This window comes from Burkholderia sp. A2, assembly GCF_001729305.1.
GTDB classification, from domain to species: domain Bacteria; phylum Pseudomonadota; class Gammaproteobacteria; order Burkholderiales; family Burkholderiaceae; genus Burkholderia; species Burkholderia sola.
The window spans coordinates 13,653-34,600 of the sequence record NZ_LZXX01000068.1; the positions used below are offsets into that span (position 1 = coordinate 13,653).

Consider the following 20,948-nt stretch of genomic DNA (forward strand, 5'->3'; position numbering starts at 1 on the left):
TTCGTTCGATAACAATGGTCCTCCACTGATGGATGGACGCTATTTTGTGTAGAGATAGAGAGCGTTTTATGAATAAGTCGTACAAGGTGGTTTGGAATGCATCCAGCGGCACATGGACCGCGGCTTCTGAAATTGCGAAATCTCGTGCCGGCGGAAAATCGTCGAAAAAATCGCTGATGAAGCTCAAGCGGATTCATGGTGTTTCTGCTGGGGAGATGATCTATCGTCCAATTCTGGATGCGGCCGAAAGTGTGCGCATGACAGCGCGTGAAAATACCGTTGGGCTGCGCAAGGCACCTGTCGTGTTGGCACTCTCTATCGGCGCCGGAATGGTCGGGTCTGCCGTCGCTGAAACGCACATCGGGGCAGCCGATGGTGGGAGTGCTTACTGTGTTTCGGGTGATAGTGCGGAATTGGGGAAGTGCGGTTCGAGCAGCGATGCAATGGTCCATTCCGAGGATGGCGTACGCCAGCTCTCTGTATATAGCAGCAGGGCAAGCGGAGGCGATCAAGCTGACGCTGGCGCTGTAAAGAACATGGCATTGTCGTCAGATAGCGTTTCAACGCCGGAGATCGGGGTGCTTGCAGCGAGTGCCGCGGATGCGGGGGCGACGAAATTTGAACAGGTGAATGTCGGGAGTGTTTCAGGTATTCCCGCCGCCGATATGCTGAGCATAAATGGAAATCGGTCGGCTCTTAATTATGGCGATAACGGGATCGCTATTGGTTCTAACGCAGCTATCTATCACTCGGCTAGTGCTTCTGCACCTAACGGCGAAGGCGCGATTGCCATTGGTGCCAATTCGAATGCCGAAGCAGGAGCTGGGAGATTGGCGATTGGTTACGGTGCCTTGGTAACCTCGGCCGACACGGACGGCGGTGTAGCGATCGGTTCCCATGCGAAGGTCGATAGCGCCCGGAGCAGTGTGGCACTCGGTAAAAACTCGGTGGCGAATCGCGCCAATACCGTCTCGGTGGGGAATACCGGCAGCGAGCGGCAGATCGTAAACGTTGCGGCGGGTACGCAAGGCACTGACGCCGGGAACATTACGCAGCTTAACGGCGTAGCTATGGCGCTGGGCGGCGGTGCGGGCATCGGCGCCGACGGCAGCGTGACGGCACCGACGTACACGCTGGACAGCGGCAAGACCATTGCGAAAAACGTTGGCGACGCGTTGTCGAACCTCGACGGCCGCGTGACGACGAACGCGACGAACGTCGAGAAACTTCAAGGCAACTTTGCTGATACTGGCCTGCTGGACGCGAAAACGGGCAAAGTCACTGCGGCGGTGACATCGGGCCAGATGAATGCCGCGATTGCGAAGGCTAGTAGTGACCGGCTTGATGCTGGTCGGGTCACGATCGGGAAGGATGCGTACGCAACCAGTAACAATGTCGCGGTAGGCGAGGGCGCGAAGGCGGATACTGGGGGAGCGGGAGCGGGCGTGATTGCTATTGGCGCTAACGCAGCAGCCGGTCGGCCGGGGTATTCGGGGGCTATTGCGATTGGCGACGGCGCACGCGCGGTCGATGGCTCGCAAGGCGGCTGGATGCGTGCAGTAGCAGTCGGAGCAGGCGCGCAGGCGCAAGGGGTCTCTGTTGCCATTGGACCCGATGCTCAGTCCAGCCCTGGTAATGGGGTCGCGTTAGGGGACCAAGCCAGTGTAGGCGCGAATGCCACGTGGGCAGTGGCGCTTGGCACTGGCTCGGCAGCCGATCGAGCCGATACGGTTTCGGTGGGGAACGCCAAATCCCAGCGTCAGATCGTGAACGTTGCAGCGGGTACGCAGGACACCGACGTCGTGAACGTGACGCAGTTGAAGGGCGTAGCGACGGCGCTGGGTGGTGGTGCGGGCATCGGCGCCGATGGCAGCGTGACGGCACCGACGTATCACGTCGGCGACAAGACCTACGGTAATGTGGGTGACGCGATCACGGCGGCGGCGGAAACCGGCGGCGGTACGAATCCGAACGAGGTTGCATACGACGATGCGACGAAGAGCACGATCACGCTGGCCGGCGAGCAAGGCACGACGCTGAAGAACGTTGCAGCGGGCGCGGTGAATGCGACGAGCATGGAAGCGATGAACGGTTCGCAGCTGTACGGCGCGTCGCAGAGCGTGGCGGGTGCGCTGGGTGGCGGTTCGACGGTGGACGCAGTAGGCAAGCTGACAGCACCGGCGTACACGCTGGATGGCGGCAAGACCACCGCGCACAACGTTGGTGACGCGGTGTCGAACCTGGACGGCCGTGTGACGACGAACGCGACGAACGTCGAGGAACTGCAAGACAATCTTGCCGAATCCGGTCTGTGGGACAAGGACAAGAACCACGTAATCGCGGCGGTGACGTACGACCGCAAGGCAGATGGCACGGCGGATCGCGGCTCGGTGACGCTTGGCGGTGCGGGCGCAGCAGCGCCGGTGGCGTTGAAGAACGTTGCAGTCGGTACGGTTGACACTGACGCAGCGAACGTGAGCCAGTTGAAAGGCGTTACTACGGCGCTGGGTGGCGGTGCAGGCATCGGCGCCAATGGCAGCGTGACGGCGCCGAAGTACCACGTTGGTGACAAGACCTACGGTAACGTGGGCGACGCGATCACGGCGGCGGCGGAAACCGGCGGCGGTGGCGGTACGGATCCGAACGCGGTTGCATACGACGATGCGGCGAAGAGCACGGTCACGTTGGCTGGCGAGCAAGGCACGACGCTGAAGAACGTCGCGGCCGGCGCGGTGAACGCGACGAGCCTGGAAGCGATGAATGGTTCGCAGCTGTACGGCACGTCGCAAAGCGTGGCGAGTGTGCTGGGCGGCGGTTCGACGGCGGACGCAGCCGGGAAGCTGACGGCACCGGCCTACACGCTGGACGGCGGCAAGACGACCGCGCAAAACGTTGGCGACGCGGTGTCGAACCTGGACGGCCGTGTGACGACGAACGCGACGACCGTCGAGAAACTGCAAGGCGATATAGCCGAATCCGGTCTGATGGACAAGGACACGGGCAAGGCGATTGCAGCGCTGACGTATGACCGCAAGGAAGACGGCACGGCGGATCGCGGCTCGGTGACGCTTGGCGGTGCGGGCGCGGCAGCGCCGGTGGCGTTGAAGAACGTTGCAGTCGGTACGACTGACACCGATGCAGTAAACGTGAGCCAGTTGAAAGGCGTTACCACGGTACTGGGCGGTGGCGCAGGCATCGGCGCCGATGGCAGCGTGACGGCACCGAAATACCACGTCGGTGACAAGACCTACGGCAACGTCGGTGACGCGATCACGGCCGCGGCGGAAACCGGCGGCGGTGGCGGTACGAATCCGAACGCTGTCTCATATGACGACAAGACCAAAGGCGCGATTACGCTGGCTGGCGAGAAAGGCACGACGTTGAAGAACGTCACAGCCGGCGTGGACGCGACCGACGCAGTGAACGTCGGCCAATTGTCGGATGCAACGAAGTCGATCCGCGATTCGCTCTCGGACGGCAGCCTGTCGATGCGCTACATCAAGGTCAAGGCAACGGGGCAAGCCGCAAACGCGATGGGAACCAATACCGTCGCGATCGGCGCGGGCGCAAACGCGACCGGAAATGGCTCGCTGGCCTTGGGTACGGGTTCGCGCGCGAACGGGCTCAACTCGGTCGCGATCGGTCTCAATTCGGTTGCTACGGAGGCGAACCAGGTATCGGTTGGCGACGTCGGTCGCGAACGTCGCATTTCGAATGTAGCCGACGGTACGGAAGATACCGACGCAGTCAACGTGAATCAATTGACCGAAGCGATCGAAAAGATGTCCGACCGGACCGACAAGCTGTCGTCGGAGCTCAGGTCGCGGCATGGCTCGCTGACGGCTAACGTCCTTGCAGCCAAGACAGACTTGGCATCGGCCGACCCATCGAAATTCTTGCAAGTTGCCGGTGCGGGAGCGGACGGTAGTCAGGAGAATACCGCGAACATCGTCGGCGGCGATCCGGCGAGCGACACTGCCGCCGCGATCGGTGTAGGTTCCATTGCCTCGGGCGCGAATGCGGTCGCCCTCGGCGTGCGTAGCTACGCGTACTCGGATGGCGCAGTGGCCATCGGTAACATGGCCCAAACGGGTGCCGGCCAAGCCAATTCGGTGGCCATCGGGTCAAATGTGACGACCAACGGGGAAAGCGCGCTTGCCGTGGGTTCGCAGGCGCGGGCGAACGGTGACAACGCGATCGCACTCGGCAATAACGGCGTGGCGGCAATCGGCGCGAATTCCATTGCGCTCGGTAACAAGGCCAGCTCCGCAGCAGGTGCGACCAATGGCATTGCGCTGGGCGCGTCCGCGAGTGTTGCACGCAACGTGGCCGACTCGATGGCGCTGGGCGCAAATGCCAGCGTCGAAAAAGGCGCGAATAGTGCGGTCGCACTGGGTACCGGTTCCAAGGCGACGCGCGCCAATACCGTTTCGGTGGGTAATGCCGGAAGCGAGCGCCAGATGGTGAACGTCGCGGCGGGTACGCAAGGCACCGACGCGGTGAACGTGACGCAGCTGAGCGGCGTGACAACGGCGCTGGGTGGCGGTGCGGGCATTGGCGCCGATGGCAGCGTGACGGCGCCGAAGTACCACGTCGGCGACAAAACCTACGGTAACGTCGGTGACGCAATTACGGCTGCGGCGGCAAGCGGCGGTGGTGGCGGTACGAATCCGAACGCAGTTGCATACGACGATGCGACGAAGAGCACGATCACGCTGGCTGGCGAGCAAGGCACGACGCTGAAGAACGTTGCTGCCGGCGCCGTGAATGCGACGAGCATGGAAGCGATGAACGGTTCGCAGCTGTACGGCACGTCGCAAAGCGTGGCGAGTGTGCTGGGCGGCGGTTCGACGGTGGACGCAGCAGGCAAGCTGACGGCGCCGGCGTATACGCTGGACGGCGGCAAGACCACCACGCACAACGTTGGCGACGCATTCTCGAACCTGGACGGCCGCGTGACGACGAACGCGACGAACGTCGAGAAACTGCAAGGCGATATTGCCGAGTCCGGTTTGATCGACAAGGACACGGGCAAGGCGATCGCGGCGCTGACGTACGACCGCAAGGCAGACGGCACGACGGATCGCGGTTCGTTGACGCTTGGCGGTGCGGGCGCAGTAGCGCCGGTGGCGTTGAAGAACGTTGCAGGCGGGATTTCGGATACCGACGCAGTGAACGTAGGCCAGATGAAGGGCATCACCACGGCATTGGGTGGTGATGCGGGTATCGGCGCCGACGGCAGCGTGAAGGCACCGACGTATCACATCGGTGACAAGACCTACGCTAACGTGGGTGACGCGCTTGCAGCCGCGGCAGCAAGCGGTGGCGGTGGTACGGATTCGAATGCGGTTGTGTACGACGATGCAGCCAAGAGCGCAGTCACGCTGTCTGGCGAGAAAGGTACGACGCTGAAGAAAGTTGCAGCGGGCGCGGTGAGTGCGGATAGCACGGAAGCGGTGAACGGTTCGCAGCTGTATGGCGCCGCGCAAAGTGTGGCGAGCGCGCTGGGTGGTGGGTCGAAGGTAGACGAAACCGGTAAGGTGATGGCACCGACGTATAAGCTGGACGGCGACAAGACCAGTGCGAATAACGTTGGCGAAGCCGTGTCGAATCTCGACGGCCGTGTGACGACGAACGCGACGAACGTCGAGAAACTGCAAGGCGATTTTGCTGAGTCGGGTCTGGTGGACAAGAACACGCGCAAGGTGCTTGCGGCGGTGACGTACGACCGTAACGACGGCACGGCGCATGGCAACTCGGTGACGCTGGGCGGCGCGGACGCGGCAGCGCCGGTTGCGTTGAAGAACGTTGCAGATGGCGCGGTGGCCAAAACGAGCACGGATGCGCTGAACGGCTCGCAGCTGTACGGCGCGTCGCAGAGTGTGGCGAGTGCGCTGGGCGGTGATTCGATTGTGGACGCAGGCGGTACGGTGAGGGCGCCGACGTACACGCTGGACGGCGGCAGGACCACGGCGAAAAACGTTGGCGAAGCGGTGTCGAACCTGGACGGCCGTGTGACGACGAACGCGACGAACGTCGGGAAACTGCAAGACAATCTTGCCGAATCTGGTCTGTTCGACAAGGACAAGAACCAGGCAATTGCGGCGCTGACGTACGACCGCAAGGAAGACGGCACGGTGGATCGCGGTTCGGTAACGCTTGGCGGTGCGGGCGCAGCAGCGCCGGTGGCGTTGAAGAACGTCGCAATGGGCATCGGCGACACCGATGCGGCGAACGTGCGTCAGGTGAAAGACATTACCACGGCGCTGGGCGGTGACGCGGGCATCGGCGCCGATGGCAGCGTGACGGCACCGAAGTATCGCATCGGCGACAAAACCTACGGCAACGTTGGCGACGCGCTCGCAGCCGCGGCAGCGAGCGGAGGCGGCGGTACGGATTCGAACGCGGTCTTGTACGACGATGCAGCCAAGACCGCGGTCACGCTGTCCGGCGAGAAAGGCACGACGTTGAAGAACGTTGCCGCCGGCGCGGTGAACGCGACGAGCATGGAAGCGATGAACGGTTCGCAGCTGTACGGTACGTCGCAAAGTGTGGCGAGTGCGCTGGGCGGTGGTTCGACGGTGGACGCGGCCGGCAAGGTGACGGCGCCTGCGATCCGTGTCGGCAGCAAGACCTACGGTAACGTCAGTGACGCGATTGCGGCCGCGGCAGCCAGCGGCGGCGGTGGTGGTAAAGGCTCGAGCTTCGTCACGATCGATGGTATGGGTTCGGACGGTAGTCGGTTCAATACCGCGAGCATCGCGACGGGCGATCCGGAGAGTACGACAGCCGCCGCGATCGGCGTGGACGCTCATGCGGCCGGGGCGAACGCGATTGCGCTCGGCCTGAACACCGGGGCGCTGTCGAACGAATCGGTTGCGATCGGCAATATGGCGCAGACGGGCTCGGATCAAGCGTACTCGGTGGCCATCGGTTCATGGGTGACGACCAATGGCGCGGGAGCGCTGGCGATCGGCTCGAACGCGAAGGCAAACGGCGAGAACGCGGTTGCGCTCGGCAATAGCGGCATCAAGGCAATCGGTGAAAGCTCGATCGCGATCGGCAATGCAGCGGAAGCCGCGGTAGGCGCGACCAATGGCATTGCAATGGGTACGAGTGCGAGCGTTGCACCGAACCTGACTAATGCGATGGCGCTGGGTGCCAATACGAGCGTGGAAGGCGCGGCGAATGGTGCCGTGGCGCTGGGCGCAGGCGCCAAGGCGACGCGCGCCAATACCGTTTCGGTGGGTAATGCCGGAAGCGAGCGCCAGATCGTGAACGTCGCGGCGGGTACGCAAGGCACCGACGCGGTGAACGTGACGCAGCTCAGTGGCGTAACGACGGCGCTGGGTGGCGGTGCGGGCATTGGCGCCGATGGCAGCGTGACGGCACCGAAGTACCACGTCGGCGACAAGACCTACGGTAACGTGGGTGATGCGATTACGGCCGCGGTTGAGATTGGTAGCAGCAAGGATCCGAACGCGGTTGCATATGACGATGCGGCGAAGAGTACAGTCACGCTGGCTGGCGAGAAAGGCACGACGCTGAAGAACGTTGCGGCCGGCGCGGTGAATGCGACGAGCATGGAAGCGGTGAACGGCTCGCAGCTGTACGGCGCGTCGCAGAGCGTGGCAAGCGCACTGGGGGGCGGTTCGGCGGTGGACGCAGCAGGCAAGCTGACAGCACCGTCGTATACGCTGGACGGCGGCAAGACGACTGTGCACAACGTTGGCGACGCGGTGTCGAACCTGGACGGCCGTGTGACGACGAATGCGACGGACGTCGAGAAGCTGCAGGACGACATTGCCGAGTCCGGTCTGGTGGACGAGGACACGGGCAAGGTGATCGCGGCGGTGACGTACGACCGTAAGGAGGACGGCACTGCAGATCGTGGCTCGGTGACGCTTGGCGGTGCGGGTGCAAAGGACCCGGTGGCGTTGAAAAACGTCGCAGCCGGTGCGGTAAACGCGACGAGCACGGAAGCGGTGAATGGCTCGCAGTTGTACGGCGCGTCGCAGAGCGTGGCAAGCGCACTGGGTGGCGGTTCGACGGTGGACGCAGCAGGCAAGCTGACGGCACCGGCGTATACGCTGGACGGCGGCAAGACGACCGCGAACAACGTTGGCGACGCGGTGTCGAACCTGGACGGCCGAGTGACGACGAACGCGACGAACGTCGAGAAGCTGCAAGACGATATTGCGGAGTCCGGTCTGATCGACAAGGACACGGGCAAGGTGATCGCGGCGGTGACGTACGACCACAAGGAAGACGGCACGGCGGATCGCGGCTCGGTGACGCTCGGCGGCGCGGGCGCAGCAGCGCCGGTGGCGTTGAAGAACGTCGCGGCTGGCGCGGTGAATGCGACGAGCACGGAAGCGGTGAACGGCTCGCAGTTGTACGGCACGTCGCAGAGCGTGGCAAGCGCGCTGGGTGGTGGTTCGACGGTGGACGCGGCGGGCAAGGTGACGACACCGAAGTACCACGTTGGCGACAAGACGTACGGTAACGTGGGTGACGCGATCGTCGCCGCAGCCGAAATGGGTAGCGGTACGGATCCGAACGCGGTTGCATACGACGATGAAGCCAAGCGTGCGGTCACGCTGGCTGGCGAGCAAGGCACGACGCTGAAGAACGTTGCAGCGGGCACCGTGAATGCAACGAGCATGGAAGCGGTGAACGGCTCGCAGCTGTACGGCGCGTCGCAGAGCGTGGCAAGCGCGCTGGGCGGCGGTTCGACGGTAGACGCAGCAGGCAAGCTGACGGCACCGGCGTACACGCTGGACGGCGGCAAGACGACGGCGAAAAACGTTGGTGACGCAGTGTCGAACCTGGACGGCCGTGTGACGACGAATGCGACGAACGTTGAGAAGCTGCGAGACGATATTGCCGAATCCGGCCTGGTGGACAAGGACACGGGCAAGGTGATCGCGGCGGTGACGTACGACCGCAAGGAAGACGGCACGGCGGACCGCGGCTCGGTGACGTTGGGCGGTGCGGGCGCAGCAGCGCCGGTGGCGTTGAAGAACGTCGCAGCAGGCGTGGATGATAGCGACGCGGTGAACGTCGGCCAGTTGAACACCGGGTTGTCCGATATGAAGCGCGAACTGGCTGAAGGCAACATCGATCTGAAGTACATCAAGGTCCGGGCCAGCGACGCACCCGCGACCGCTACTGGCGCTCAGTCTGTCGCGATCGGTTCAAAGGCCTTGGCAGGCGGTTCGAATACATTGGCGCTGGGTGCCGGTGCGCGTGCGCTCGCGAGCGGATCGGTTGCGCTGGGTTCCAACTCCGTTGCGAACGAGGCGATGACGGTGTCCGTCGGTGATGACGGGACCGAACGCAAGATCGTCCACGTGAGAGCGGGGGACGTCACAGCCAGGAGTACGGATGCGATCAATGGATCGCAGTTGTTCGAGGCGCTGGGCAAACTGAAATCCCGTGTCGCAGCTGAGCAGTCGCACCTGTTGTCTCGGGTCAATGCGCTTGCGGATTCGGACGAGTCGAATTCCCTGGTCGCGGTCGACGGTATGGGGGGGACGAACTCGGCGAGTATCAGCGGGGGCGATCCGGAGAGCACGACGGCCGCCGCGATCGGCGTAGAGGCTCATGCGGCAGGGGCAAACGCGATCGCGCTCGGGCTGAACACTGGGGCGCTGTCGGACGAATCGGTTGCGATCGGCAATATGGCGCAAACAGGCGCGGACCAATCGTACTCGGTGGCCATCGGTTCGAAGGTGACGACCAATGGCGCGGGAGCGCTGGCGATCGGTTCGAACGCGAAGGCGAACGGCGAGAACGCGGTCGCGGTCGGCAATAACGGCATCAAGGCGATCGGTGAAAGCTCGATCGCGATTGGCAATGCCGCTGAAGCCGCAGTGGGCGCGACCAATGGCATTGCGCTGGGCGCGGGTGCGAGCGTTGCGCCGAACGTGACCAATGCGATGGCGCTGGGTGCCAATACGAGCGTGGAAGGCACGGCGAACGGTGCCGTGGCGCTGGGCGCAGGCGCCACGGCGACGCGTGCGAATACCATTTCGGTGGGTAGCGCCGGAAGCGAGCGCCAGATCGTGAACGTTGCGGCGGGTACACAAGGCACCGACGCGGTGAACGTGGCGCAGCTCAGTGACGTAACGACCGCGCTGGGCGGCGGTGCGGGCATCGGCGCCGATGGCAGCGTGACGGCACCGAAGTATCACGTCGGCGACAAGACCTACGGTAACGTCGGCGACGCGATCGCGGCTGCAGCGGCAAGTGGCGGCAGTGGCGGTATGGATCCGAACGCGGTTGCGTACGACGATGCAGCGAAGAGCACGGTCACGCTGGCTGGCGAGAAAGGCACGACGCTGAAGAACGTTGCGGCCGGCGCGGTGAATGCGACGAGCACGGAAGCGGTGAACGGCTCGCAACTGTATGGTGCGTCGCAGAGCATGGCCACAGCGCTCGGCGGCGGCTCGCAGGCAGGCGCCGACGGCACGATCTCCGCGCCCAGCTACTCGCTCGCGGGCGGCACGACGACGGTGAACAGTGTCGGTGCGGCGATCGGCAATCTCGACGGGCGGGTGACGGCCAACACGGGCGACATCTCGACCCTGAAGGATACGATCGCGAACAGCGGTCTGATCGATCCGGAAACCGGGCACGCGGTTGCAGCGGTGCGCTACGATCGCAACGAAGACGGTTCGGCGAATCGTGCATCGGTCACGCTCGGGGATGCCGGTACAGCGGTTGGCCTGCACAACGTGGCGGCCGGAGCGGTAAGCGCGACGAGCACCGATGCGGTGAACGGCTCGCAAATGCACGGCATGGCCACAAGCGTCGCGAATGCGATCGGAGGCGACACGACTGTCGATGAAAACGGGCACGTTGCCGTCAATTCGATCGAAGTGGGCGGTCACAAGTACGCGACCGTCTCACAGGCGGTGCAGGCGGCTGCGGCGTATGGCGCCACCGATTCGCTGGCGGTGCGCTACGACGTCGACTCGCACGGCAAGCCGAACTACGGTTCGGTGACGCTCGGCGGGCCCGCGGCGGCGCCGGTGATGCTGACCAACGTTGCCGACGGCAAGAGCCAGTACGACGCAGTGAACTACGGCCAGTTGTCGTCGCTGAAGAGCGACTTCGAAAATCGCCTCGGCACGATGGACGATCGCGTCAGCAAGATCGAAACTACAGGCGGCTCGGGCGGTGAATCGCGCCGTACGGTCGGCAACGACCTGATCAGCGGTTCGGGCGAAGCGGGCCAGGCGGTGATGGCGGCCCAATCCGGCAACGGCAGCAACAACGTTGCGATGGGTTCGGGCTCGACGATTAACGACGATGTTGGCAACGCCACGGTAGTCGGCGCGAACGCGACGGTGCGCGCCGCGGGCGGCACGGCGATTGGTGCGGGTGCTGATGCACACGCAGCTAATAGCACGGCGATCGGCCAGGACTCGTCGGCTCGCGGCGAGAACAGTACGGTGATCGGTCAGGGTGCGAAGGCCCGGGGCGACAACAGCGTTGCGATTGGTGCGGGCTCCGTCGCGAACGAGGACAACACGGTCTCGTTCGGTGACGGCTCTGACCAGGGCAAGCGCCGGATCGTCAATATCGCGGATGGCGTGAATGCGTCGGATGCGGCGACCAAGGGCCAGCTCGACCGGGCGGTTGGCGGGCTGCAAGGTCAGATCAACGGCGTATCGCGTAATGCCTATTCGGGCATCGCGGCGGCAACCGCGTTGACGATGATCCCGGGTGTCGATCCTGGCAAGACGCTGTCGTTCGGTATCGGCAGTGCGAGCTACAAGGGCTATCAGGCGGTCGCGTTCGGCGGGGAGGCCCGCATCAACAAGAACCTGAAGATGAAGGCCGGTGTGGGCTTGTCGAGCGGTGGCAACACCGTTGGCCTGGGGGCATCGTATCAGTGGTAACTGCCTGACTGGCGGAGCGGGGCAACCCGCTCCCGTATTTCCGGACCCGCCTCGCGCGGGTCTTTTTTATGGTGCGCCCGGCATGTGAGGTCGGACGGAATTCGTAGAGGTCAACTGGTGCTTGAGCTTGTTGTTATGCCGCTCCAATTCCTTGAGGTGCTGCGCTTCGGGGGCCGTCCTCCCGGCGAACTTCGTTTTTCAGTTGCGGTAGGTCGCTTCGGAGATCCCGTACTTGCGGCACAGCTCTGCCGGCTTCAGGTCAGTCTCGACTCCGTTCAAGATGCCGATGATTTTTTCTTCAGTGAACCGCGTCCGCGCGAATGGAGAGGCAACCCTTGATTTTGCAACTGGAATAATCTAATTAAGGTGATTTGGCAGTGAGGTGTTGTGGGTTGTCACAGGAGACTTGATCGATTTTAGAACGTTAAAGAAAATTCAGGTTTTCCAAATATAACTAAAACTATGATGGTTCTGTTGCTGGTTTTTCTTGCGATTGTCGGTGCGGCTTTTGTCGCTCTTGGCGTGAACGGGGTAAGGCGTTCGCGAAAATATAGGCCGCAATCGGAAAGTGGTTCGAGGGCCGAGCGTCAAAGTCTTGCGAAGGGAGTTGAGCCGCTCGCGCCGGGGCGTGCGCAGTTCGAGAGCGAGTTGCTTGTGGAGCGTGGACGAGTGGCCGGAACGGCAGTGCCTGACGTCGGAAGTCATCCTGACTGCACGGATAAGCGCACCGCGAGGCGCGGTCCAATGATAAAAGGCGAGCCGAAATCTTTGCTCGTGGGCGCAGCTCCTCATGGACATCGGGCACTTACCGCTGCGCAAGAGTCAGAGTTTTATGATCGATTGTGCACTGCATTGCCGGAGGCGGACATTTTCAAGCAAGTTGCTTTGAAAGAGCTCGTTGATGATGAGCATAATGATAAATTGAATATCAAATCATATAATAAAAAGGTTTTCGATTTCGTGGTTCGTGGAAGCGATGGTGGCTTATTGTATGCTGTTGAGTTGGATGATAGGTCGTGTGCGTGGCAATATACCCGCCGAGATGATTTGTTGAAAGATGACGTTGCACGGGCCATTGGATTGCGCGTGATGCGGTATTGGAGCGTCAAGACTGATTTGACCGTGCTGAGGCGAGATTTTGAGTCGTGCGCGGCTCGCTCATTTGGACGGCGGAATTAACCGGTTATTTCATGGCAACTTGGGGCGTGGTTGATCCCTACAGGTGCGATCGACATCGACTGCTGACAGATATGCCGAGACACGTCATTCAATGATGCAATTCAATGTGGCAGAAGGGGTGCTGGCTTCCAGCCTGCAGGTGCTTCCGACATTCGACCTAATCGGGATCGTTGTTGCGCTTGTACTGGGCGGAATGGCCAAGGGCATCACCGGCATCGGCGTGCCGCTGATCGCGATGCCGATCGTCAGCCAGTTCATGCCGATTCGGGATGCAGTATTGCTGCTGTCCATGCCGATCATTCTCGGCAACATTCCGCAGGCGCTCGAAGGTGGCCAGGTGCTTGCGACGGCGCGGAAGATCGCTGCGCCGATCGCGGGGACGGTGTTAGGTAATATCGCCGGCGTGGCGATCCTGCTTTCGCTGAACTCGGGTCACGCACAGGCAGCCTCTGGCGCAGTACTGATTGTGGTCGCGACACTGATGCTCGCGGCACCGAAGTTCAATTTGGCACCCGCGTGGCGCCAACCTGTTGGTTTCGCGCTCGGCTTCGGTGCGGCAGTGACGGAGAGCATTGCATCGGTTCCCGGCCCGTTGCTCGCCACTTACCTGATTTCGTCCGGCGCGAGCGGCCGGGCGTTTACGAAGCAGATCGCGATCATCCTCGTGGTTTCGGTCGTCACGCTGCTCACTACGTTCAGCGGCGCGGCGCAGGCGAGCGGTGCGGATCTCGCGATCTCGGCGGCCGCCACGCTGCCAGCGATTGCCGGCATGTGGCTGGTTCGTCCGCTGCGGGACAAGATGTCCCCTGAAATTTTCAGGAAGGTCGTCCTGCTGTTCGTGCTCGTCGCAGCGGCGCAAATGATCTGGAAATCCGGCGTGTTTCGACATGGCGGATCACTCGCCACGGGTGCGTGCCTTGTTAAGCCGTGTGATGAGTTGTTCGACTTTGGTGCAAAAGACCGCCAATGCCGCCTCGTGACCCGAGAGGTCACCCAGCCGAAGTTGGCCGGCCAGTTTTTCCCCGTAATCCCCCAAAGCACATGAGCCGAACAATTTGCTTGCGCCAGCTATCCGATGGATGCGGTCGGCGACGGCTACCGCGTTTTTGTCGGCTACTGCTGCCTGAAGGAAAGCAATATCCTTCAAGGTCTCTGTCACGAACCCTTGAATCAATATCGGCGGGTATGCGCCTTCTTCGGGCGAGAGATGCTGGGCCAGACTGCTCGTCGAGTCTGTCCGGGTCGAGCAAGGCGAAATTCCGATCCAATGCGCGAGTTTGTCACGCAGCACGGCCAAGGTTGTCGGTTTGACGAGCAGGCCGTCCATGCCGGCTTCCGCGCATCGGATTGCTTCATCGGGCAACGCGCTTGCAGTCAAGGCAACAATGGGGGTATCCCGTGATCGATGTTCCCGGGAACGGATGCGTTTCGTCAATTCATAGCCGTCCATCTCCGGCATCGCGCAATCGGTGAGTATCAATGCGAAGTCGGAATCGTCCAGTACTCGGAGTGCGTCCATGCCGTTGGATACCGCAACAGCGGTATAACCGAGTCGTTCAAGTTGCGCCTTGATGACCAGGCGATTGACCGGATGGTCGTCGACGACAAGAACTTGAAATCCCGACGTTTGATATTCAACGTGCATGCGCCGGATATCGGTCTCGGCGGATTGAGTTGCACCGACGACATGTAGACAAAGTGCTTCGACCGCAGAGTACATCAACGGATTGTGGCTGAGCCGACACGTGCCGTCAGCCGAGATCTCATAGCCCGTTGGAATCGGGTCGGCCGTTAGTCCGATAGCTGGCTTGTCGTTATCGATTGCCTCGAGTCGACTTTCGTCGACAAAGTGTATGTCCGCCTGTGCGGCGGCTCCCGCGAGGATGATGCCTAGCGGCGTCAGGAATTCGCGTAACGCTGCGGCTAGCGCTGGGTCGGACGACGCGATATGTGCATGTTTTCCCGCTAGCGGCGTGGAACGAGTCTGCAGCTGTACGTCCAGGTCCAGTTCAACCGTGACTCGAGTGCCGAAACCCGGCGTGCTCTCGATGTGAATGGATCCATGCATCAGCTCGACCAAGCGTTTGCAAATGGCCAAACCCAATCCAGTGCCGCCGAAGCGACGTACGATCGAAGTGTCGGCCTGCGTGAAGGGCGCGAACAGGCATTGCAGTTGCGCGGGCGCGATGCCGATGCCCGTGTCATGTACCGTGAAGTGCACACGTTGGCACGCTTCCCGTTGGTCGAAGACTGAGATGCTGATGCCGACCTCGCCGTTTTGCGTGAACTTGATCGCGTTGCTTATCAGATTAATGAGAATCTGGCGAAGGCGCAGACCGTCGACGTTCAATTCGGCGGCAAGTTGGTTACTGACGGAATTGCGAACGATAAGGCCCTTATCGTGAGCCAACGTCGAGGCCATGGCGCTGACGCCGTCCACGAGCGCCCGTAGATCAGTCGGTTCCGTCACGATCTCCAAGTGTCCGGCATCTATCTTCGAGAAATCGAGAACGTCGTCGAGAATCTGCATCAACGTCATCGCAGATTCCCCGATCATGTGAAGCATCCGTTGCTGCTTTGTGCTCAACGATTCGTGGCGCAACAGTTCCAACATCCCTATGATCCCGTTCATCGGCGTGCGGATCTCGTGGCTCATGGTGGCGAGAAATCGCGACTTCGACGCTGCCGCAATTTCAGCCGCTTCTTTCGCACGGGCGAGTTCTTCCCCCTGCGCCTTCGCGTGAGTGACGTCCGACCAGACTCCGCTCCAGAATATCGTGCCGTCTGGCTCCATTTGCGGCGTCGCTTCGGTGTGGATCCATCGCTCGAGGCCATGTGACACACATCGAAAATCGATGGAGATCGGCGTCATGGTAAGCGCCGAGTACTTGACGGCGGATTTAATGAGAGGCCTGTCATCGGGGTGAATTCGCGAGAGCGCCGTAAGCGCATCGGCTTCCATCGTCAGCGCATCCAGATCCCACATGGCACGCGTATTACCACCTACATAGGGAAACCTTAGTGCACCATCCGGTGTACGGCGAAGTTCGAAGACGACCACTGGAAGATGAGACGTCACGCGTCTTAAACGTTGATCCAGAGCACGCGCACGTTGTTCTGCGTCGCGAATGGTCGTCACATCGACCAACGTCACCAGAAGGCCACCTGGCTTTCCGCTTGGCAATTGAAACGGATGCATCCAGTACAACCAGGACCGCAACTTATGGTCGCCGTCCATCAGGTTGACCTCGGCATGATGGGCTCGATTTTGATCTTGGACTTGCTCGCTCATCGTGTGGATCTGCATACTCCATGCGGGCTCCACCGGTAAAGCTTCCAGCGTTGTTCGACCAATCAAGTCCTCACGCTTCACCGAGAATGCAGTTTCATAGGCATGGTTGAGCGCGATATATCGGTTTGCACTATCTTTAGCGACCAGCGGATACGGTAGTGACTCCATTAGCGCTTCACGAAAGCTAAGCTGGTCTGCCAGCTCACGCTCGACCGCCAGCCGCTGACGGACCTCGTGACGAAGCCGGATGTACGCGATGATAATGATCGCCAATATGACCGCAGCGCCTAGTAACGTAAGCTCGAAGGTCCTCCATGGCAGTCCGACTGAATAGCGAGGCCAAAGCCAACGGCTTCGAATCCGTTGCTGCTCCATTTTTGGCATCGCGGCGATCGCGTTATTAATTATAGGTACCAGTCTCTCATAGCGGCGGTTTATTGAAATGGTCAACCGACTCTCGATATTGGCAGGTGATGCAATCTTGAGAGCACCCGGGAAATAGCTCCTGATGTTGAAATCGACGATCGCTGCGTTTCCGAGATACGCGTCGGCACGCCCCTCCGCTACCTCTTGCATCGCGTGATAGGCGTTCGCGGCCACGGCAATATCAGCGTCTGGCAGTTGGCGCAATACTTGAGCGGGAAGCTCGCTTGGATCCGAAATAACGATTCGACGGCCAGCGAGATCGACGATGCCTTGCGGCAGCGCGTGGGGACGGGTAACGATGACGTCGGGAAGGGTAATAAACGGAGTGCTGTAGAGCAAGTCGTCGCCGTGCCCCGTCGGTGCATTGACAGGCGCGGCGGCATCCACTTGACCTGATTGCGCCAGGGACAAGGTTTCTGCCCACGACTTCGTTTTCACCAGTGCGAAGCGGATGCCAAGGGATTTCGAGATATATGCCAGATAGTCGGCGACGATGCCACTCGGGCGACCATTGGCATCAATGTAGGCGATCGGTGCCCAGTCAGGGTCAATGCCAAGTTTGATCGGAGGCAGCGAAGCCAGCCAGCGTCGCTCGTCTGCCGTGAGTGCCAAACCGTGGGCCTCGTCAGGAATCTGCGGCGGCGACACCGGGTTTGTCGGCGAAGGTAGCGTCAACCGAAGCGCTGATGCTTCGATATTTTCAACCGTTGCCGAATCGATCAGACTCATAGTCAGGACGACTATGGCAATGATACTGCTCGACCGGGCACTTATCCAAAAGGTATTCTTCAAAATAACGGATTATGTGGAGTACGTTGTAACGCGCGCCGTATAGAGCATTTCAACTCGCCGTGTACCTCATCGCTTTGGGGCATGGATCCTGAGCCGGGAAAACCGTGACGTCCAATAGCGCTCGCAGTGAGGAGGGTAGTGTCAACCGTTGAGCCCGAGATTGGCGACGTACTCGTAGAGTTCCGCATCGCTTTTGAGGCCAAGCTTGCGCTTTGCCGATATCTTGGCCCAGCTGACCGTTTTGATTGTCCGATGGAGAACCTGGCTGACTTCAGCCGGTGATTTACCGCTGCCGAGAAGGCGTAACACTTCGAGCTCTCGAGGAGTCAAATTAGCAGCACGCCGGCTTTCTGTTTCGGTCAGCCCAAGCTTCGATAGTTCGAGCTGCAGCTTGGCACTGATGTAGACTGCCCCTCTCAGGGCGGCACGGACGGCGGCGAACAGTTCGTTCCTTTCCGCTCCTTTCTCGACGATACCCAGCACACCCTCGTTCAACATCGCGCGTAACAGCCCGGCATTTGCCATGTTTGTGAGCACGATGACCGGTAAGGCCACGTGTTCTCGTCGAATGATCGAAAGCATAGGCAATCCGTCGACACGTCCGGTGTTAGGCATCGAGAAATCCGTAATCACGACATCGCACGCGACGCGGGCCAAGATCGACATCAACTCCCTGGAGTCGCGCGCTTCTCCCACGACCTCGAGGCCATTCTGCTCGATCAGAACGCGGCAGCCGAGCAGCATGATCGGATGGTCGTCTGCGAGTACAACGCGGCATGCCATTCCAGACTCCCCCCTAATTTGTATCGGCCGAGTTTGCCAAATGATATGGGGCCGATGTGCGCCAACCAAAAAGCCAGATTACGCCTGTGCGATTCTCGTAAATATCAGAATTGTCTGATTTCGAAAGTGCGCGTATCAATTTATATTGTTTTTTGATCGCGCCATGCCACGCCGGTACTCCTCTTCAAAGGTGGTGGATTTGTACCGGCGGCGAGTGATCTGAGCGACCTGCCGGGGTCCTGGATTACCCGCTGTCGAAACGCAAGCGTGGTTGCCGTCAGGAAAACCGTAACCGCTCACGCTTTAGGCTTGGTCCTGATATTGGGTTGACGTACATCTGAAAGGTCTTCATTCCGGGCGTACCCGCCTCGTGATGTGGGCGCCCCAAAGCCGTGATGGCAATTCCTATGGGAGAAAAGCAATGCCAGTTGTCACCTTGAAGCTGCTGAAAGGCGCGTTTTCGCAAGAGAAGACGCAGCAGATGATGGATGGTGTTACCGACGCGATTGCGGCAATAGCGGGAGAGTATATTCGTCCGCACACCGTCGTCATTGTGGACGAAGTGTCGGACGGTCTTTACTCGTCGGGAGGCCACAAGGTGACGTTGAAGACGATCGACATGCTACGCATGAGAGGCGCCAAATCGTCGAACTAGGGACCTATCCGTGATTTCGTGGGCGGGCATATCATGAGGTGTAAAAGTCATGGATATGCCGCCAATGAAGAAGAAACAGACGGTGGCGTCCAAGGCAGCGGCCCGTGGGCCGCTGCCTGAATTGCCCAAGCCACTGCTGAACCAGTTGGTCAAGGGGCCGATGACGCCTGCCGAGGTGCCGGACCTGATGCTGGCGTTCAACAAGACAGTCATCGAGCGCGCGATGGGCGCCGAGATGAATCTGCATCTGGGCACCACCGGGGCCAGTCCAAGCCGCCTCGGCAGGCCAGCGAGCGCAACGGCGCCAGCGGCAAAACGGTCATCACCGATCGCGGCCCGGTTCGGGGCGACGTCCCCCGCGATCGCGACGGCAGCTTCGAGCCGATCCTGATTCCCAAGCATGAGCGCCGCTTCACCGGCTGTGACGAACGCATCATCGCGTCGAACAGGGGCGCGTTCTGCACAAGTATTCCAGATCAATCGCGATCCCATTGGGCAAGCATAGCGACTGCCGTGCTTGCGGCGGAGCCGACATCGATGGTGATTCTCCAGGCACCGGCCACGACTCCGTAGGTGCTGCTGCCGGGAGCGTCCAGCTCGCGATGGCTGCCACCATCGTGCTTACTACACTGCTGCGGATGCAAGTCCGGGGCGGATCGGAATCGGCCGACGCCGGACTGCGCTGATTCGTCCTTGGCTGATTTACGGCGGTCGGAACCCACAGCGATACTCGGCACTTCATTCAAATTGACGGCGGGGCGACGCGCCACGTGTCGGCAGAATCGTCGCTCACATACGGATATGCAGGACATTACCGGTCGTTTCGCGCTCCCGCTTACGCCCCCTTTTTCGGATGTGCCGCCGCCGTACGGTCGGTGCCGTAGCATGTGTGAGAAAAGGGGCGGCCCAGGGCCACGCGTGTTCGACTTGTGCTCCCACGGAATCTCGCGTGAGCAAGCAAAAGCGTCCGCGGCGGATTTCGGATCTGGCAACGCTGCATGGCTGCGTCAGCGTCCTGCGTCCCGTTCGTTGCGGCGAACGCTTGCCGTTGGCCTTGCGTTCGCGGCGTCGTGCTGCCTTGCGACACATATGCTCGAAAACGGGCCGGCACATCCGTCTCCAGACACCGTTTACCGGGGCTCCATCTCCGGTGTGTCGACGCGGCAATCGGTACCAGCGCGAGTATCGGCCGCTGATGACGTAGAGGTGGAGGTGGCGCTGGGGCCGTATTCGCGTGCCATGTCACCGCATGAGGCATCGCATCGTGACCCGGTGCGCAACGCTGCCGCCCCGACGGCAGTGACGAAGTCTCACAACCGTGGCGGGCACACCTCGGTGCGAACGATGCGCACGAACGTGCCAGCCAAGGCCGAGCATGGAGTGTCGGTAGAGCGCTTGGCCGAAGGACTTGACATGACCGACGCTGAATTCGCGCACTGGCTGGAAGCGACGCGGGATCATTCCCGCCGTCGAGAGCCCCTCTCCGAACAGGGCGAGTGGTACTTCCACTCCATCAACCACCCGCGCCTGATCCCGTATTGACAGTGGGCGACGCGTTCACGACCCAGCCGAAATCCTCGCGATCCGGAAGCCGTTCCGCCAGTGGGCACCCCATGACGCGTGATCGAATAATGTCATTCGATCGGGCGTGACATGCCATTTGCGCTGAGAACGGCAGGCACGAGCCACGTGCACATACCGGACGGGCTGCGCATGTAGGTTACCAACGCATCTAAGCGCCTTTCTCGCGCCATGGTCTTCGCAATGATGCACGACGAATGTGCTTTTTTCGCGCCGACGATGAGAATTTTCTAGTCCCTTACGGCGATGTCGAGCGTTATTGTTCAGGCATTGGATTTCGCGCGACCGTCGGTGTCACGATCTCCAGCTTGGGATAGCGTACTGTCGCAGT

7 protein-coding genes and 2 pseudogenes are annotated in these 20,948 nt (G+C 61.1%); 6 read left to right on the forward strand and 3 right to left on the reverse strand.

Features of this window, described 5'->3' with window-relative positions:
- The first annotated feature begins 68 nt into the window (after positions 1-68).
- A complete protein-coding gene (locus A9Z05_RS37585) occupies positions 69-11,909 on the forward strand; it encodes a YadA-like family protein (RefSeq protein WP_176730154.1) in 11,841 nt (3,946 codons plus the stop codon).
- A 198-nt stretch (positions 11,910-12,107) separates the two neighbouring features.
- On the opposite strand, the gene A9Z05_RS38340 is transcribed toward A9Z05_RS37585, so the two are convergent.
- A complete protein-coding gene (locus tag A9Z05_RS38340) occupies positions 12,108-12,266 on the reverse strand; it encodes a transposase (RefSeq protein ID WP_141723368.1) in 159 nt (52 codons plus the stop codon).
- Between the two features lie 108 nt (positions 12,267-12,374).
- Between A9Z05_RS38340 and A9Z05_RS34135 the strand changes: the two genes are divergently transcribed.
- Together A9Z05_RS34135 and A9Z05_RS34140 are read left to right on the forward strand one after the other, a co-directional pair.
- Positions 12,375-13,088 (forward strand): DUF2726 domain-containing protein, encoded by a 714-nt coding sequence (locus A9Z05_RS34135; RefSeq protein WP_176730155.1) that lies wholly within the window; start codon positions 12,375-12,377, stop codon positions 13,086-13,088.
- Positions 13,089-13,179: 91 nt separating this feature from the next.
- Positions 13,180-14,133, forward strand: a complete 954-nt coding sequence (locus tag A9Z05_RS34140) for a sulfite exporter TauE/SafE family protein (protein ID WP_256121856.1) — start codon at positions 13,180-13,182, stop codon at positions 14,131-14,133.
- 240 nt (positions 14,134-14,373) lie between these two features.
- Here A9Z05_RS34140 and A9Z05_RS05525 read toward each other — a convergent pair.
- Positions 14,374-17,535 (reverse strand): annotated as a pseudogene (locus A9Z05_RS05525) (ATP-binding protein); the annotation flags it as partial.
- Positions 17,536-17,739: 204 nt separating this feature from the next.
- Positions 17,740-18,381: a response regulator transcription factor gene (locus A9Z05_RS05530; protein WP_069617222.1), complete on the reverse strand. Its 642-nt coding sequence runs from the start codon at positions 18,379-18,381 to the stop codon at positions 17,740-17,742.
- 421 nt (positions 18,382-18,802) lie between these two features.
- Here A9Z05_RS05530 and A9Z05_RS05535 point away from each other — a divergent pair, with 421 nt between their 5' ends.
- The 3 genes and pseudogenes from A9Z05_RS05535 (at position 18,803) to A9Z05_RS37590 (ending at position 20,578) form a co-directional block, all read left to right on the forward strand.
- The gene (locus A9Z05_RS05535) at positions 18,803-19,036 is read left to right on the forward strand and encodes a tautomerase family protein (RefSeq protein WP_054928478.1); all 234 of its coding nucleotides are present in this window, start codon (positions 18,803-18,805) and stop codon (positions 19,034-19,036) included.
- Positions 19,037-19,085: 49 nt separating this feature from the next.
- A pseudogene (locus tag A9Z05_RS05540) lies at positions 19,086-19,477 on the forward strand (transposase); the annotation flags it as partial.
- Positions 19,478-20,449: 972 nt separating this feature from the next.
- The gene (locus A9Z05_RS37590; protein ID WP_256121857.1) at positions 20,450-20,578 is read left to right on the forward strand and encodes a hypothetical protein; all 129 of its coding nucleotides are present in this window, start codon (positions 20,450-20,452) and stop codon (positions 20,576-20,578) included.
- Positions 20,579-20,948: the final 370 nt, after the last annotated feature.

What these genes read in the sequence shown, in the direction of transcription:
- A9Z05_RS37585 (WP_176730154.1), top strand. Translation starts at nt 69, where the DNA reads ATGAATAAGTCGTACAAGGTGGTTTGGAATGCATCCAGCGGCACATGG.
- A9Z05_RS34135 (WP_176730155.1), top strand. Translation starts at nt 12,375, where the DNA reads ATGGTTCTGTTGCTGGTTTTTCTTGCGATTGTCGGTGCGGCTTTTGTC.
- A9Z05_RS34140 (WP_256121856.1), top strand. Translation starts at nt 13,180, where the DNA reads ATGATGCAATTCAATGTGGCAGAAGGGGTGCTGGCTTCCAGCCTGCAG.
- A9Z05_RS05530 (WP_069617222.1), bottom strand. Translation starts at nt 18,381, where the DNA reads ATGGCATGCCGCGTTGTACTCGCAGACGACCATCCGATCATGCTGCTC.
- A9Z05_RS05535 (WP_054928478.1), top strand. Translation starts at nt 18,803, where the DNA reads ATGCCAGTTGTCACCTTGAAGCTGCTGAAAGGCGCGTTTTCGCAAGAG.
- A9Z05_RS37590 (WP_256121857.1), top strand. Translation starts at nt 20,450, where the DNA reads ATGACCGACGCTGAATTCGCGCACTGGCTGGAAGCGACGCGGGATCAT.